This is a genomic window from Nocardioides panacisoli (assembly GCF_039537325.1).
Taxonomy (GTDB): domain Bacteria; phylum Actinomycetota; class Actinomycetes; order Propionibacteriales; family Nocardioidaceae; genus Nocardioides; species Nocardioides panacisoli.
The window spans coordinates 130,696-145,360 of the sequence record NZ_BAABAH010000004.1; the positions used below are offsets into that span (position 1 = coordinate 130,696).

A 14,665-nucleotide genomic window follows, 5' to 3' on the forward strand; every position below is an offset into this window, starting at 1 on the left:
TGGGCGCGGACATCCGGCGGCGCCTCAGCCGCCGTAGGGCACGGTGATGATCTCCAGGACGTGGCCGTCCGGGGCGTCCCAGTAGAGGCCCCGGCCCCCGTCGTTGGTGTTGACCCGCCCCGGCTCGCGATGGAACGGGTCGGCCCAGAAGGGCAGGTCGCGCGCCACGATCCGGGCGTGGATCTCGTCGAACTCGTCCTCGCCGACGAGGAAGGCGTAGTGCTGCGGCGCAATCGTCCCGCTGTCCGCCATGACGTCGAGGCTCACGCCGTTGGCCACCTCCACGACCCGGAAGGGGCCGTAGACCGGCGCCGGCGGAAGACCCAGCACCTCGGTCAGGAACGTGGCCGTCCGATCGCGGTCGGAGGCGTGCACGATCGTGTGGTTGAGCTGGACGCTCATCGGTGGGTCTCCTTCGCGGGCAGCAGCAGGGCGGGTACGACGGCGAGCGCGGCCAGCGCGAGCGGCCACCAGAACGAGCCGCCGAACGCCGATGCCGGATCCGGCGCGGAGGTGAGCCGGTTCTGCAGCACGACGGCGAAGACGGCTGTCGCGACCGCGCCGCCGGTGCGCTGGGCGATGCTCAGGGTGGTGGTGGCGCGCGGGATCGCGCTGCGCTCGAGCGCGGCGTACGCGGCCGCGCTGGTCGGCGCGAAGATGCAGCCGGCACCGACGCCGATCAGGAACAGGGCGGGCACGAGGACCGCCGGCGAGGACACGTCGGCGACCCGCGTGTAGCCCAGGAAGCCGGTCACCATCGCCACGATGCCACCGATCACGACCGCCCGCCCCCGGCCGCGGTCGACGAGCCGCCCGGTCGCCGCCATCGCCGCGGCGGCGCCGACGCCCTGCGGGACGAGCAGCAGGCCGGTGGCCAGCTCCGACTCCCCCCGGGCGAGGAGGTAGAGCGGCAGCAGGAACATCGCACCGGTCAGCACGCCCACGGCGAGGAGCTGGACGCTCGCTGCCGTCGCGAAGCCGCGCTGCTTCAGCAGCCGGAGGTCGACCAGCGGCTCCTGCGCACGCAGGGCATGGGCGACGAACGCGCCGAGCAGGGTCAGGCCGGTGCCGCACCAGAGGAGCACGTCGGTCCCGAGCTCGCCGTCGCCGGCGAGCGACGTGACGCCGTACACGAGGGCGGCCAGACCGGGAGAGAGGAGCGACAGCCCGAGCAGGTCGAGCCGTGCCCGCCCCCGGCCGGGCTCCCGCACGAGGACCCGCCGCGACAGCACCAGGCAGGCGGCGCCGATCGGGAGGTTGAGGAAGAAGATCCAGCGCCAGTCGACGGTGTCGACCAGGACGCCTCCGACGACCGGGCCGAGGATCGGCCCGAGCATCATCGGGATCCCGACGACGGCCATCGCGCGGCCCATCCGGTGCTGGCCGACGGCCTGCGCCACGATCGTGACGCCCACCGGGCTGACCATGCCCGCGCCGATCCCCTGGAGCACGCGGAACGCGATCAGCGACTCCGCCGACCAGGCGAGACCGCACAGCAGCGAACCGGCCGTGAACAGGCCGACCGCGGCCAGCCAGACCGGCCTCGACCCGAACCGGTCGACCGCCCAGCCGGTGACGGGGATCGCCGCTGTGAAGGCGAGCAGGAAGCCGGTCATCACCCACTGGACCGTCGTCAGGCCGACGCCGAACCCGTCGGCGAGGCGGTCCAGGGCGACGCTCACGATCGTGGCGTCGAGGACCGTCGTGATCATCCCGAGCACCACCACGACGATCACGGTGCGGGCGGCGCGGTCGAGCGGCTCTGCGGCTGACCCGGCGGGCCGGGTCGGGGTCTGGGTCATCGGAGTCACCTCGTTGTTGTTGATCCGGTCGAACCTTAGAGTGACACTAAGTTTGTAGTCGCACAAAAGTCAAGGCTATGCTGTCGGCATGACCCAGCCCGGGCTTCGTGAGCGGAAGAAGCAGGCGACCCGCCAGCGCATCACCGACGTGGCGATCGCGCTCTTCGCGGAACGCGGGTTCGAGAGCGTGCCGGTGGCCGACATCGCGGCAGCAGCGGACGTCTCGCCGGCGACGGTCTTCAACTACTTCCCGGCCAAGGAGGACCTGGTCTACGACGGGATGGCGGCGTTCAACGCGAGCGTGATCGACGCGGTGCGCGGCCGGCCGGCCGGTACGTCGGTGGTGGCCGCGTTCCGCGCGCACGTGCTGCAGCCGCGGGGCGTGCTCGCCGATCCGGACTCCCCCGCGCTCGAGACGCTCTCCCGGGTCGCGCCCATCGTCCACGCGAGCCCGAGCCTCCAGGCCCGCGAGCGGCTCGAGGCCGACCGCGCCACCGAGCAGCTTCGCACGCTGCTCGACCGAGAGCTGGGGGTCGGCGACCTACGGGCGTGGGCCGCCGCGGCGGCGCTGGTGGGCGTCACCCGAGGCATGGTGCGCGAGGTGCAGCTCGCGGCGGCCGAGGGCCGGGTCGACGCGGCGTTCGCGGAGCGACTGCTGGCCGCCGGGGAGGCCGCAGTCGACGTCGTCGAGCGGGGCCTGCGCGAGGACTGATCAGCGGCGCTCGCGCAGCCGCGCGTTCGGCAACGGCGGCGCCGGGATCCAGGGCAGCTCGCCGGGCACGACACCGAACCGGCCGTCCCGGCGCTCACCGACCTGGTCCTGCCAGGCCTTGCGGTAGACCTCGATCTCCTCGTGGCTGCGGCCGACGAAGTTCCACCACATCACGATCGCCTCGCCGAAGGGCGGCCCGCCGAGAACGAGGACCCGCGCGCCGTCGTCGCCGGCGACCAGCTGCAGGGTGCCGGTGCCGGGCGGCACGTAGGCGAGCTCGCTGGTGGCGACGTCGGTGCCGCAGACGGTGAGGGACCCGAGGTCCACCAGCACCCCGTGCTCGTAGGACGGGTCCACGGCCACGGGCAGGCTCGCGCCGGGGTCGAGCACGACCTCCGCGCCGAGCAACGGGGTGAACGTGGTGACCGGCGACGTGCTCCCCAGCAGCGACCCGAGGAACACCAGCGCCCGCCAGCCGTCGCCGGAGACCGGGTCCGGCGCATGGTGCTCGAACCCCGGAGCGGTCTCGCGGTCGGCGTCCGGCAGGGCGACCCAGAGCTGGGCGCCGTGCAGCGTGCTCGTGCCGGGCGTCGAGATCTCGGAGTGGCTGATCCCGTGCCCTGCGGTCATCAGGTTCACCTCGCCGGGCACGACCAGCGCCTGGTTGCCCGCGCTGTCGCGGTGCTCGATCTCGCCGGTGAACAGCCAGCTGACGGTCTGCAGCCCGGTGTGCGGGTGCGGCGCGACGGACATGCCGCCGCTGTCGACCACCGGGTCCGGGCCGTAGTGGTCCAGGAAGCACCACGCCCCGATCAGCGACCGGTGCCGCTGGGGCAGCGTCCGGCGTACGGTCATCGCCCGCGGGCCGCCGAGCGGCACCTCGCGCGGCGTCATGATCTCGACCTCGTCAGCGGGTGCGGCGGAGCAGACGACCTCGTCCGGGCGCGCCTCCGGGTTGCTCATGGCTCCATCTTCCCTCCGCCCGCGGGCCGGTGTCCGCTTCCCCGTCGGCCGCTCCGCCCGGCGGTCGGGCCGTGGGCGCCGCGCCGAGTTACCCCACCACCCGCCGGCCCGCCTCTGCGCCACCGCGGGCGTACGTCGCGACCTGGGGCAGAAACACAGCCTCGACCACGAGCGAATCCGGGACCGAACCCCGTCTGACCTGCGGTCATCCAAACGGAGGAGAAACGGAGATGTGCGGGGTTTCCCCCCTCCCGGCAGGGGCAGGAAGGTCTAGATTGTGGCCACCTGAAGGTGGTGTGCGCCTCGGAGCACCTACACCCCTGCGTCGAGAAAGAGGATCCCATGTCGGGAAACCAGCCGCCTCCCCCGCCGAACTTCGGCAATCAGCCGCCGCCTCCTCCCGGGCAGGTGCCTCCGCCCGCCGGCCAGGTACCCCCGCCGGCCGGTGGCTACCAGACCCCCCCGCCAGGTGGCTACGGCACCCCGCCGACCCCGGGTGACCAGCCCTGGGACATCGGCTCGGCGTTCAGCTACGGCTGGGCGAAGTTCCAGCAGAACGTGGCCCAGCTGATCATCGCGGCGCTCGCGATCTTCGCGGGGGTCGTCGTCTACGTCATCGCCTACATCGTCATCACGGCCGTGTCGTCCAGCGACGTCAGCTGCGGCTACGACAACGACTTCAACTACAGCTGCGACACCTCGGGCGGCCTGCCCTGGATCGTCCAGTTCGGCCTGACCTTCCTCCTCCTGGGCGTCCTGTTCCTCTTCATCACCGTGATCCAGGTCGGCATGACCCGCGGCGCGCTCGGTGTGACCGAGGGCCGTCCGTTCAAGGCGGCGGAGGTCTTCAAGTTCCAGAACCTCGGCCAGGTGATCCTGCTCGGCCTGATCTACGCCGTCGGCTACCTGCTGTGCGTGTTCCCCGGCGTGATCCTGGCCTTCCTGGGCTCCTACGCGCTGTTCTTCATCGTCGACAAGAACATGGGTGCGATCGACGCCCTCAAGGCCAGCGCCAACATGATCACCAAGGACTTCGGCCGTGCCGGCGTCTGGGCCCTGCTCGCCCTGGTCATCACCGCGGTCGGCGAGGCCATCTGCGGCGTCGGCCTCCTGGTCGCCTTCCCGGTGGCCCTGCTCGGCTCGGCCTACACCTACAAGAAGCTGAACGGCCAGCCGGTCGCGGCCTGACCACCTCCTCAGCTCCTCGACGGGGCGCCACCCGCGCGGGTGGCGCCCCGTTCGCTTCTCGGTACGCTCCGCGCCATGGGCCTCCTCACGCCACTCGCCGTACGGATCGGTTCCTTCTCCTGGATGCCGAAGCTGCTGCCGCAGATCACGTGGACCGACACCAAGCTCCAGCAGCTGAGCAGGGGCCGGGTGAGCATCCTCGACGTCGCGGGCCTGCCGAACCTGATGCTCACGGTCCCGGGCCGCAAGTCGGGCATCCCACGCACCACGCCGCTGCTCTGCGTGCCGCACCAGGGCGGGTACCTGATCGCGGGCTCCTACTTCGGCGGACCGAAGCTGCCGGCGTGGGCGACGAACCTGCGCGCGGCCGAGACCGCCAAGGTCCGCTACCGCGGCCGCGAGCAGACCGTCGTGTGGCGCGAGCTCGAGGGCGAGGAGCGGGCCAGGGCGTGGGACGTCATGAACGTGACCTGGCCCAATTACGCGATGTACGCCGAGCGCACCGACCGTCTCATCCCGGTGTTCCTGCTGACCCCGGCGTGAGCCTTTACTAATCTGCCGCCATGGACGACAGCGTGCTGACCTTCGAGTTCGACGACGAGAGCCGGACGCTGTTCGTGACCGGATCGGTCGACGAGCTCTCCGGCGTGCCCCTGCGCGAGGCGATCGGCAAGTACTCCGACGGCCACAAGGAGGACCTCGCCGTCGACCTCGGCGAGGTGGACCTGCTGCCGAGCGCCGGCGTCGGCGTCCTGGCCGTGGCGATGCGTCAGGCCGAGGAGAACGGCGCCACGATCGAGCTGGTCGCCAAGCGCGACACGATCGTGCAGCGGGTGCTCAACATCTGCGGCCTCCCCTTCCGCGAGCGCTGAGACCTCAGGTCGCGACCTCCGCGAGGAGGAGCGCGACGTCGTCCTCGGGACCGTGGGGAAGCATCTCCGCGGTCAGCTGCCCGGGCAGGGTCGTGAGCGGACCGGTCAGCCGGCCGACCGTGTCGCGGAGGGCGGCGATGCCCATCTCGACGTCGCGGTCCCGCCGCTCGACGAGCCCGTCGGTGTAGAGCACGAGCACGTCGCCCGGCCGCAGCGTCGCCTCCGCGGGCTCCGCGAAGGGACGGCCCAGGCCGAACGGCGGGTGCGTGGTGAGCTCCAGGCGCCGGGTGGTGCCGCTGGGCTCGCGGACGATCGGGGGCACGTGGCCCGCCGTCACCATGCGCACGACCAGGGACCTCGGGTCGAACTCGGCGTACAGGCACGTCGCGATCTGGTCCGGGAAGAGGTCGAGCATCAGGCGGTCGACGGACTCCATCACCACGTGGGCCGGCATCCCGATCCGGGCGTAGGCGCGGACCGCCGTCCGCAGCTGTCCCATCACGACGGCGGCGTGGATGCCGTGGCCCATCACGTCGCCGATCACCAGGGCGGTGCGGCCGTCGGCAAGTGAGATCACGTCGTACCAGTCGCCGCCCACCTCGGTTCCGACCTGGCCGGGCCGGTAGAGGGTGGCGATCCGCAGGTGGTCGACCTCGAACGACGACGGCGGCAGCAGGCTGTCCTGGAGCTCGGCCGCGATCTGGTGCTCGCGGGCGGCGACCTCGGCCGTCGCGTGGGCACGTGCGAGCGTCTCGTCGGCGAGGCGACGATCGGTGATGTCCTGCAGCCAGCCGTGCACGACGACCCCACCCGCCGCCCGTGCGGCCGCCTCCCCGCGAACCGCCGCGTGGAACGCGGTTCCGTCGGGCCGGCGCATCCGCACCTCGAGCTCGATCTCGTCCCCGGCGGTCGCCTCGTCGAGCACGGACCGGACGAGCTCGGCCTCCTCCGGGTCCACCAGCCGGGAAAGGAAGGCCGGGTAGCCCAGGCCTGCGAGCTCGGCGAGGTCCCGGCCGACGATCCGCGAGAACTCCGGGGAGACCCGCAGCTCCTCGCCGACGAGGTCGTAGGACCAGCTGCCGATCCGGGCCATCCGTCGCGCGGCGTTCATGAGGTCGGCGCTGAACTCCTGCTCGGGCCGTACCTCGCGCATCGCTCCTCCGGCATCGGTCATCGCCTCGGCCGGCCCCACACCGCCCCCGCGCCGCGATTCTATGACGAGCGACACGCTTCGAATCGCCGCATTCGGTTACCTTCCTGTCTGCGTCGGAGCATTCGGCGCGGAAGGGATGGCGAATGGCGCCCGATGCCCACCACGGGAAGACCGAGCCCACCGATCTGCCGACCGTCGTCATCGTCGACGACGCGGTGGAGGTGCGCACGCTCGTGCGCACCCGGCTCCGGCTGTCCCGCAAGGTGACCGTCGTCGGCGAGGGGTCGACCGGGCGGGACGCGATCGAGCTCGCCGGACGGCTGCGGCCCGACCTGATGCTCCTCGACGTCTCGATGCCCGGCATGGACGGTCTCGAGGCCCTGCCGAAGGTGCGGGCGTCGTCGCCGGACACCCGGGTCGCGATGTACAGCGGGTTCGAGGAGACCGGGCTCGCCGACCAGACCCTCGAGCTCGGCGCTGCGGCCTTCTTCGAGAAGTCCACCCCGCTGGAGACGCTCGCCGACGACCTGCTCTCGCTCCTCCCCGGAGAGGACCGGACGGTCCAGCTGTCCGCACCCGACGACCGGCGCGCGGCGGCGGTCGAGCCCGTGCTCAAGGAGCACCTCGAGCGGTTCCGCGAGGTGTTCGAGGACGCGGCCATCGGCATGGCGACGATGACCCTCTCCGGCCGGATCGTGCGGGCGAACCCCAGCTTCGGCCGACTCGTCGCGCGCGACGCCGACGAGCTGGTCGCGGAGTCGTACGCCGACCTGGCGGGCGAGGACGCCGGGCTCGTGGGCGATGCCCTGGCGAAGGTCGTCAGCGGCGACCGCGACGTGCTGCAGATCGAGCACCGGGTGGTCACCCGCCTGGGCGACCGCCGCCTCCTGTCGACGATCTCCTCCGTGCGGGACGCGGCTCAGCGTCCCGTCTACCTGTTCCTCCAGGTCCAGGACGTCAGCGCCCAGCGGGAGGTGGAGGAGGAGCTGCGCCTCAGCGAGCAACGGTTCCGGTTGCTCGTCGAGACCGTCCAGGACTACGCCATCTTCATGCTCGACCCCGACGGCCACATCGCGAGCTGGAACGCCGGCGCCCAGCGGATCAAGGGCTGGACCGCCGACGAGATCGTCGGCAAGCACTTCCGCAACTTCTACCCCGAGGAGAAGCAGCTCGAGCGGCACCCCGAGCACGAGCTCGAGCTCGCGATCCGCGACGGCCACTACGAGGAGGAGGGCTGGCGGGTCCGCAAGGACGGGTCGACGTTCTGGGCGCAGGTGACGATCACCGCGGTGAGGGACGCGACCGGCGAGCTGATCGGCTTCGCGAAGGTCACCCGCGACATCACCGAGCGACGGCAGTGGCTGCTCGAGCAGGAGCAGGCCGCCCGGGCACTCGCCCAGGCGAACGCCGCGCTCGAGGAGGTCAACCAGCAGCTGTCGCACGCCGCCGAGGACCAGTCGCAGTTCCTCGGCGTGACCGCTCACGAGCTGCGGTCGCCCGTCGGCGTCCTCGGCGGCTCGGCCGAGCTGCTCCGGCGCCACTGGCCGGACCTCCCCGACGAGGAGCGGGTCGAGCTGCTCGACGGGATGACGTCGAGCGCCGCGCGGCTGCAGCGACTTCTCAAGGACCTGTTGACGGCGTCGCGGATCCGCAGCAGCTCGATCGAGCTGAAGCAGTCCGACGTCGACCTCGCGGGGGCCCTCGAGCGGATCGCCCGGTCGATCGGCCGCGCCCGCCCCGGCGAGGACATCGAGCTCCGCGTGCCACCGGACCTGACCGTCGTCGCCGACCCGGACCGGTTCGCCCAGATGGTCGAGAACCTGCTCGACAACGCCCTGCGGCACGGCGCGGCGCCCGTCGTCGTCGAGGCCAGGCCCCACCACGTCACCGTCGACATCCTGGTCACCGACAGCGGCGCCGGCGTGACCGATGCCATGCGCGACCGCCTCTTCGAGCGGTTCGCGACCAGCAGCGAGGGCGGCACCGGCCTCGGCCTCTACATCGTCCGCGCACTCGCACGCGCTCACGGCGGCGACGCGAACTACCTCCCCGACGACGGAGCGTTCGTCATCACCCTGCCGCTGGCGTCCGCCGGCGCCACCGAGAAGAGGACACCATGACCGCAGGCGCCCGCGTGCTGCTCGTCGACGACGTGCCGGAGGTCCGCACGCTCGTACGTCGCGCGCTCGAGCTCCGCGGCGGGTTCGAGGTCGTCGGTGAGGCCAGCCGCGGGGTCGCGGCAGCGACCCTGGTCCAGGAGCTCGCACCCGACATCGTCGTGCTCGACCTCGGTCTCCCGGACATCACCGGCCGCGACGTCCTCACCCACGTCCACGAGGGGCAACCCGACGCGAAGATCGTGATCTTCTCCGGCGTCGACCCCGCCGACCGCACCTGGTACGAAGAACGAGCGGAGGGCTACGTGCTCAAGGACGCCGACATCGACTACCTGGTCGATCTGCTCGAGTCGATCGTCCGCGCCGACGCCGAGACCGAGGCGGTGCTCGCGCTGCCGGAGGACCTCGCCAGCATGCGCGACGCGCGGCACTTCGTCATGCGGACGCTCAGCGACTGGGGCGTGGACAGCGTGGTCGACGAGGCCGCGGTCGTCGTCACCGAGCTTGCGGCCAACGCCGTGCTGCACGCGCGCTCCGACTACCAGGTGCGGCTCTCCCTCACGACCCAGTCCGTGCGGATCGAGGTAGCCGACCGGGGCCCGGGCACACCCGAGCCGCTGCCACCGACCCCCGGCGGCGAGTCCGGACGCGGACTGATGATGGTCGCCGCGCTGTCGGTGTCGTGGGGCGTGGACAGCGACCGCGACGGGCTCAAGGTCGTCTGGTCCGAGCTCTCGCGGACCGGCGCGTAGAAGGACGCCTGCGCGAGCAAGGGCCCCCGCGGTCGGCGGGGGCCCTTGCCTGCTGGTCACCGGGGCAGCGGGATGTCCCGCCGCCGGATCACGGAAGCGCCGACAGCGGGAGCGAGCCCACCACCTGCGACAGGACGTCCGCGACCACCGGGTTGGCGCTCGCGTCGTCGATCGCCGTACCGGCCGCACTGTCCACCGCGGACATCACCGTGCGCACCTGCGCGTTCGGGTGGCTGATCGGGTCCATGAGGTCGTCGAAGCCGACGCCCAGCGGGTTGTCGAAGATCGCCACGCCGGTACCGAGCATGAAGTCGACCGACAGGCAGCCGACCCCGGCGATGACCGGCTTCTCGCTCGCCGACCACGTCGCCGTGCCGAGGTAGTCCATCCGCTTCGGGTTGGCCACGTGCGTCGGGCTGCTGACGAACGGCTCGACCCACACCGGGTAGCCGTTCGGCTCGTCGGCGGCGGTGTCGAGGCCGATCACGGCCGAGGCCGTGTCGATCAGCGGCGAGGTGGCGCCGACGAAGTCGCCGGTGATGTTGAACACCGGACCACCGACGAGCGCGGCCAGCGGCCCCGCTGCGGGCACCGACGGGACGAAGTCCGAGGTCGTCACCGTGTACCCGGCGTCCTCGTTGGGCGTGTACCGCCGGTCCCCGTTCGCCGACGACCCGACGTTGGTGACGCAGGCCGGACCCGACAGCCGCAGGTGGCTGTAGATGTCCAGCAGCACGCCGGCCTGGACGGTGCCCTGGGTGCGGATCTGCACGCCACCGCTGCGACCCGTGGGGTCGACCTGGAGCCCGTTGAGCAGGCTGAGGCTGGTCGTGCTGCCGTTTCCGCTGAGCTCCACCTGGGTCGCGAGGATCGACGGGAGGTCGATGTTCTTCGCTGCGAGGCTGGTGCTCAGCTTGTCGAGGATGGAGTGGTAGTAGGCGTCGTTCGGCCCGAGCGACATCAGGGTCCGCTGGTGGCCGTCGACCGCGGCCAGCGCGATGAACGCGTTGGTGTCGAGGTCGAAGATGCCCTGCAGCCGGTTGACCTTGCCGTCGACCCGGGTGGTGGGCTGGTTGACGACCATCAGTCGCGGCGTGCAGCCGGCGTCGGGGTTGCAGGGCCGAGCAGACGCGGGCACGCAGCTGCTCGGGTCGGTAGCACACGCCTCCGGGTCCGAGGGCAGCGCGAAGTCCGTGGCGTCGAGCGCGTAGAACTTCTGGCGCCCGGTGAGAACGGGCGACGAGCTGCCGTCGACGCGCACCGCGACCTCGGCGGGCGTGATGTTCGCCTGCACCTTGCCGTGGCCGAGCACGTCGGTGAAGGTCTTCTGCCACGGGCGGTACACGAAGGTGTGGGTCTCGACGACGGGGCCGGCGACGACCGTGCCGCTCGGGCCCGGGGAGCCGAACTGGCAGGCGCCGGTCGTTCCCGTCTTGACGGTGTTCTTGTTGGCCGTCGTGACGGTGTAGGTGCCGGCGGGCCGACCCGTCAGGTCCAGCGCGATCGACATGCCGTGGTAGGCGTTGCCGGAGATGTCACCGCGGTAGTTGGTGTTCGACGGCGCGGGCTGCGGGTTCAGCGGCTGGTCCGGGGGGCTCTGGAACGCGCCCGACAGGCTGATGTTGCGCACCGGGCTGGTCTGGTCGACCACGGTGGCGCCGGTCGGGTCGGTGACGGTGACGATCGTGCGCGGCGAGGCGTTCGTGCCGGCCGGGTTGTCGCCCCGGCAGACCGTGCTGGTCACCAGCGCGCTCCCCGCGGTGGTCGCGGAGAACGCGGCCGAGGCGTTCGAGCGGAAGTAGTTCAGGGCGGCGACGTCGACCTTGATGGTCACGCTGCCGTCACGGACGACGGGGGGATTCCCCGCCTCGACGGGCGTCACGGTGGTCACGGACGTCGCAGGGGTCGACGTGGCGACCACCCCGACCATCGAGACGACCACTGCGGACATGGTCAGCAGGGCTACGCGCGCGGGCGTACGGCGCTTCGCGCGCCAGGACGAGAGGTGCAAGGCAGTACTCCTCGGTCGGTCGGCTCGCCGGAGAGCTGGGCGAGGAAACCCCCGAGGGATTCAGCCGTCGAACGATGTCAGAATCGAGCCGTTACGAGGTTCGTTGAAACCTGTTCCACCATCGCCGATCGGTCTAGGCCGGTGCAGCTCGTCCGCGAAGCGGGCGATCCTCGTCATCCCTGCGGATGATTCCGTCCGGAACTGCGCATCACGGGGCCGCCCGACGGGGACAGAATCCGGCATGCCCCCGTCGCTCCGGCTGCTGTCCCTGCCCGCGCTGCTGGTCGCCCTCGCCGCCTGCGGCGACGACTCCGATCCTCGACGTGACACGGGGCCGGCCCCGGTCGCCCCGGTCGCGAGGGACGCGGCGCTGGCGTGGACGGTCCAGCTCGAGTCGGACTGGTCGCCGACCGACGCCGTCGCCGTCGGTGGCGTGACGGTGCTCTCGACCTCCTGGGAGATCGACGAGGGGACCGATGTGGTGGCCTACGACGAGGACGGCGAGGTCGCGTGGGATTACGGCGGGATCTACGGCGCGGCCCTCCTGGCGATGGTCGGGGACGACCAGGTGCTGGTGTGCGGGGACGACGACGCGGTCCTGCTCTCGACGACGGACGGCACGGTCGTCGACGAGGTGGGTCCTGACGACGAGCGCTGCCCCGTCGCCGACGACGACGCCGGCATCCCGGTCGACCACCACGACGAGGCCTACACGGTCTCCGGCACCGAGCTCGCCGTCAGCAGCGCGGGCGAGGAGTACACGGTCGCGCTGGACGTCAGCGACCCGGAGATCTGGGGCGTCGACGCCGGCGTGGTCGCCTTCGACGACGACACCGATCGGGTCCTGGTCTACCGCTGAGCCGTGCCACGCCGTACGCAGAACCGCCCCTGACCTGCGCTGCAGGCCAGAGGCGGTTTCCGTGCCGTGGCAGGTAGTGGATTCGAACCACTGTAGGCAATGCCGGCTGATTTACAGTCAGCTCCCTTTGGCCGCTCGGGCAACCTGCCAGGGGGTCGTCACCCGGCGCCTTACGGCCCCTGAGGACGATCGGAAACGATAGCGCAGGCGACCGGGGCGGCCTAACCGGGAGCGCGTCCTCAGGCCCGGTTGAACGGCAGGTCGTCCGGGACCAGGTGGGGACCGTCGGCGTACGCGCGCTGGGCCTCGGTCGCGCGCCGGAAGTACGACGACAGCCGGCGCCCGGCCTCCGGGTCGATCCCGGACTCCTCGACGGCCCGGTCGAACAGCGTCAGGCAGGCCTCGTCGAGCTCGACGTGCTCGCCGTTGCCGGCGTGCAGCCGCTGGACGTAGGTCTCGTCGCCGTACCCGCCGGTGAACAGGGCCGGACCGCCGAGGGCCTCGGCGAGGTAGGCGGCGAGCCGCTCGTTGTGCTGCGGGTGCCCGGGGTGCTCGAAGGGGTGCGCTGCGACCGGGTCGGCGAGGCAGAGGTCGTGCCAGCGGCAACACAGCGCGAGGAGCACGTCGAAGCCGCCGACGTCGTCGTACAGGCTGGTCACCGCGCCAGCGTCGCACAGGAGGCGGCACAATGGTCGCCATGGCCGACTCCTCCTTCGACATCGTCAGCAAGATCGACCGCCAGGAGGTCGACAACGCACTCGGGCAGGCGGCGCGCGAGGTCGCGACCCGCTTCGACTTCAAGGGCACCGGGGCGAAGATCGAGTGGAAGGGCGAGCACGCGATCGAGATCGAGGCCTCGGCCGACGACCGCGCGAGCGCGGTGCTCAGCGTCTTCCAGGACAAGCTGATCAAGCGCAACCAGTCGCTGAAGATCCTCGACGCCTCCGAACCGCGCCAGTCCGGCCAGGTCTCGAAGATCTCGATCAACCTCAAGGAGGGCATCACCTCCGAGGACGCCAAGAAGATCAGCAAGCTGATCCGCGACGAGGGGCCCAAGGGCGTCAAGGCCCAGGTGCAGGGCGACGAGCTGCGGGTGTCGTCGAAGAAGCGCGACGACCTGCAGACCGTGATCGCGCTGGTGAAGGCGCAGGACTACGACTTCGCGGTGCAGTTCACCAACTACCGCTGAGGTCCTGTCTTTCCGGGACCCTGGTCCCGATCGCCGTGACCAAGAGCGCGCTCGCTCGATGACTGGTCATGGGCGGGAAGCGAACACGGGTGGTGGAGCACGAGGCCTTCGCCGGCGACGGGCCGCGCGCCGAGGCGCTGATGCGGCACCGGGCGCGGGTGATCGATCTGGTGCGGGCGTACGGCGGTCGCGACGTGCACGTGTTCGGCTCGGTCGCGCGCGGCACCGACACCGAGGGCTCCGACATCGACCTCGTCTACCTCGAGGACCGGCCGGTCAGCCTGCTGGCCAGCCTGACCCTGCACCGCACCCTGGGCGAGCTGCTGGAGTGCTCGGTCGACCTGTTCGCCGCGCGCGAGCTGACCCCGCGCACCCTCGACCTGATCGCGGCGGACGCCGTACCGCTGTGATCAGATGACGCCGGCGACGCCGAGCCCGGTGTAGATCGCCAGCCCGAGCATCACCACCGCCGCGACGCGACAGATCCACTGCATCGGCAGCACCCGCAGCAGGGCGTTGCCGCCGAGGATGGCGAGCAGCGCGACGCTCCAGAGGCCGAGCGCCGCGCCGACGGCGACCGAGACCGGATGGTCGTACTTGGCTGCCAGGTTGGCGGTCATGATCTGGGTCAGGTCGCCCCACTCGGCGACGAAGATCGTGGCGAAGCCGAGCGAGGCCACCCGGCCGAAGCCGGCGGTGGTGGGCACCCCGGCGAGCTCGTCCTCGAGCTCGTGCTCCTCCTCGGCCTCCCGCTCCTCCTCGGTCTCCATCCCCTCGCGCCAGATCAGCACGGCGCCGACCAGGAACAGCACCGTGACCACGATCTCGACGACGTCGTGCGGCAGCAGGGTGATGAGCGAGCCCGCTGCGACGGCGATGACGACGTGGACGAGGAACGCCGTCGCGACGCCGACGAACACCCACTTCCACGGGAACCGGGTGCTCAGGACCAGGGTCGCGATCGCGGACTTGTCCGGCAGCTCACCTACGAAGATGAGGCCGAACACGATCGCGGTGACGCCGAGATCCAACATGCGCGAAAGTGTT

Annotated in this window: 16 protein-coding genes and 1 tRNA gene; 9 read left to right on the plus strand and 8 right to left on the minus strand. The window is 71.4% G+C overall.

Annotated elements, in window-relative coordinates; all coding sequences use genetic code 11:
* Positions 1 to 24: 24 nt before the first annotated feature.
* Complete coding sequence (locus ABD709_RS08090) at positions 25 to 402, minus strand: VOC family protein (protein ID WP_344774132.1); 378 nt, start codon at positions 400 to 402, stop codon at positions 25 to 27.
* A complete protein-coding gene (locus ABD709_RS08095; protein ID WP_344774134.1) occupies positions 399 to 1,802 on the minus strand; it encodes a DHA2 family efflux MFS transporter permease subunit in 1,404 nt (467 codons plus the stop codon). The genes ABD709_RS08090 and ABD709_RS08095 overlap by 4 nt, the downstream gene beginning before the upstream one ends.
* An 88-nt stretch (positions 1,803 to 1,890) precedes the next feature.
* Here ABD709_RS08095 and ABD709_RS08100 point away from each other — a divergent pair, with 88 nt between their 5' ends.
* The gene (locus ABD709_RS08100; protein WP_344774136.1) at positions 1,891 to 2,514 is read left to right on the plus strand and encodes a TetR/AcrR family transcriptional regulator; all 624 of its coding nucleotides are present in this window, start codon (positions 1,891 to 1,893) and stop codon (positions 2,512 to 2,514) included.
* Here ABD709_RS08100 and ABD709_RS08105 read toward each other — a convergent pair whose 3' ends face one another.
* On the minus strand, positions 2,515 to 3,477 hold the full coding sequence (locus ABD709_RS08105) for a pirin family protein (protein ID WP_344774138.1): 963 nt from the start codon (positions 3,475 to 3,477) through the stop codon (positions 2,515 to 2,517).
* Positions 3,478 to 3,819: 342 nt separating this feature from the next.
* Between ABD709_RS08105 and ABD709_RS08110 the strand changes: the two genes are divergently transcribed.
* The 3 genes from ABD709_RS08110 to ABD709_RS08120 all read left to right on the plus strand — a co-directional run bounded on the left by ABD709_RS08110 (position 3,820) and on the right by ABD709_RS08120 (position 5,537).
* The gene (locus ABD709_RS08110; RefSeq protein ID WP_344774140.1) at positions 3,820 to 4,665 is read left to right on the plus strand and encodes a DUF2189 domain-containing protein; all 846 of its coding nucleotides are present in this window, start codon (positions 3,820 to 3,822) and stop codon (positions 4,663 to 4,665) included.
* A 75-nt stretch (positions 4,666 to 4,740) separates the two neighbouring features.
* Positions 4,741 to 5,208: a nitroreductase family deazaflavin-dependent oxidoreductase gene (locus ABD709_RS08115; protein ID WP_344774142.1), complete on the plus strand. Its 468-nt coding sequence runs from the start codon at positions 4,741 to 4,743 to the stop codon at positions 5,206 to 5,208.
* Between the two features lie 20 nt (positions 5,209 to 5,228).
* A complete protein-coding gene (locus ABD709_RS08120; RefSeq protein WP_344774144.1) occupies positions 5,229 to 5,537 on the plus strand; it encodes an STAS domain-containing protein in 309 nt (102 codons plus the stop codon).
* A 4-nt stretch (positions 5,538 to 5,541) separates the two neighbouring features.
* Here the strand turns inward: ABD709_RS08120 and ABD709_RS08125 are convergent, their stop codons facing one another.
* Positions 5,542 to 6,690: a PP2C family protein-serine/threonine phosphatase gene (locus tag ABD709_RS08125; RefSeq protein WP_344774146.1), complete on the minus strand. Its 1,149-nt coding sequence runs from the start codon at positions 6,688 to 6,690 to the stop codon at positions 5,542 to 5,544.
* A 143-nt stretch (positions 6,691 to 6,833) separates the two neighbouring features.
* Between ABD709_RS08125 and ABD709_RS08130 the strand changes: the two genes are divergently transcribed.
* Positions 6,834 to 8,810 (plus strand): PAS domain S-box protein, encoded by a 1,977-nt coding sequence (locus tag ABD709_RS08130; RefSeq protein WP_344774148.1) that lies wholly within the window; start codon positions 6,834 to 6,836, stop codon positions 8,808 to 8,810.
* Entirely contained in the window at positions 8,807 to 9,559 is a 753-nt protein-coding gene (locus ABD709_RS08135; RefSeq protein ID WP_344774150.1) for a response regulator, read from the plus strand. The genes ABD709_RS08130 and ABD709_RS08135 overlap by 4 nt, the downstream gene beginning before the upstream one ends.
* 88 nt (positions 9,560 to 9,647) lie before the next feature.
* Here the strand turns inward: ABD709_RS08135 and ABD709_RS08140 are convergent, their stop codons facing one another.
* Entirely contained in the window at positions 9,648 to 11,570 is a 1,923-nt protein-coding gene (locus ABD709_RS08140; protein WP_344774152.1) for a hypothetical protein, read from the minus strand.
* A 241-nt stretch (positions 11,571 to 11,811) separates the two neighbouring features.
* Between ABD709_RS08140 and ABD709_RS08145 the strand changes: the two genes are divergently transcribed.
* Complete coding sequence (locus ABD709_RS08145) at positions 11,812 to 12,429, plus strand: hypothetical protein (protein ID WP_344774154.1); 618 nt, start codon at positions 11,812 to 11,814, stop codon at positions 12,427 to 12,429.
* Between the two features lie 67 nt (positions 12,430 to 12,496).
* On the opposite strand, the gene ABD709_RS08150 is transcribed toward ABD709_RS08145, so the two are convergent.
* Positions 12,497 to 12,578, minus strand: a tRNA-Tyr gene (locus tag ABD709_RS08150).
* A 90-nt stretch (positions 12,579 to 12,668) separates the two neighbouring features.
* Positions 12,669 to 13,088 (minus strand): globin domain-containing protein, encoded by a 420-nt coding sequence (locus ABD709_RS08155; RefSeq protein ID WP_344774156.1) that lies wholly within the window; start codon positions 13,086 to 13,088, stop codon positions 12,669 to 12,671.
* Between the two features lie 38 nt (positions 13,089 to 13,126).
* Here ABD709_RS08155 and ABD709_RS08160 point away from each other — a divergent pair, with 38 nt between their 5' ends.
* Together ABD709_RS08160 and ABD709_RS08165 are read left to right on the plus strand one after the other, a co-directional pair.
* Positions 13,127 to 13,618: a YajQ family cyclic di-GMP-binding protein gene (locus ABD709_RS08160; protein WP_344774158.1), complete on the plus strand. Its 492-nt coding sequence runs from the start codon at positions 13,127 to 13,129 to the stop codon at positions 13,616 to 13,618.
* An 89-nt stretch (positions 13,619 to 13,707) separates the two neighbouring features.
* On the plus strand, positions 13,708 to 14,028 hold the full coding sequence (locus ABD709_RS08165) for a nucleotidyltransferase family protein (RefSeq protein ID WP_344774160.1): 321 nt from the start codon (positions 13,708 to 13,710) through the stop codon (positions 14,026 to 14,028).
* Here ABD709_RS08165 and ABD709_RS08170 read toward each other — a convergent pair whose 3' ends face one another.
* Positions 14,029 to 14,652, minus strand: coding sequence for a TMEM165/GDT1 family protein (locus ABD709_RS08170; RefSeq protein WP_344774162.1), 624 nt, complete (start codon positions 14,650 to 14,652; stop codon positions 14,029 to 14,031).
* Positions 14,653 to 14,665 lie beyond the last annotated feature (13 nt).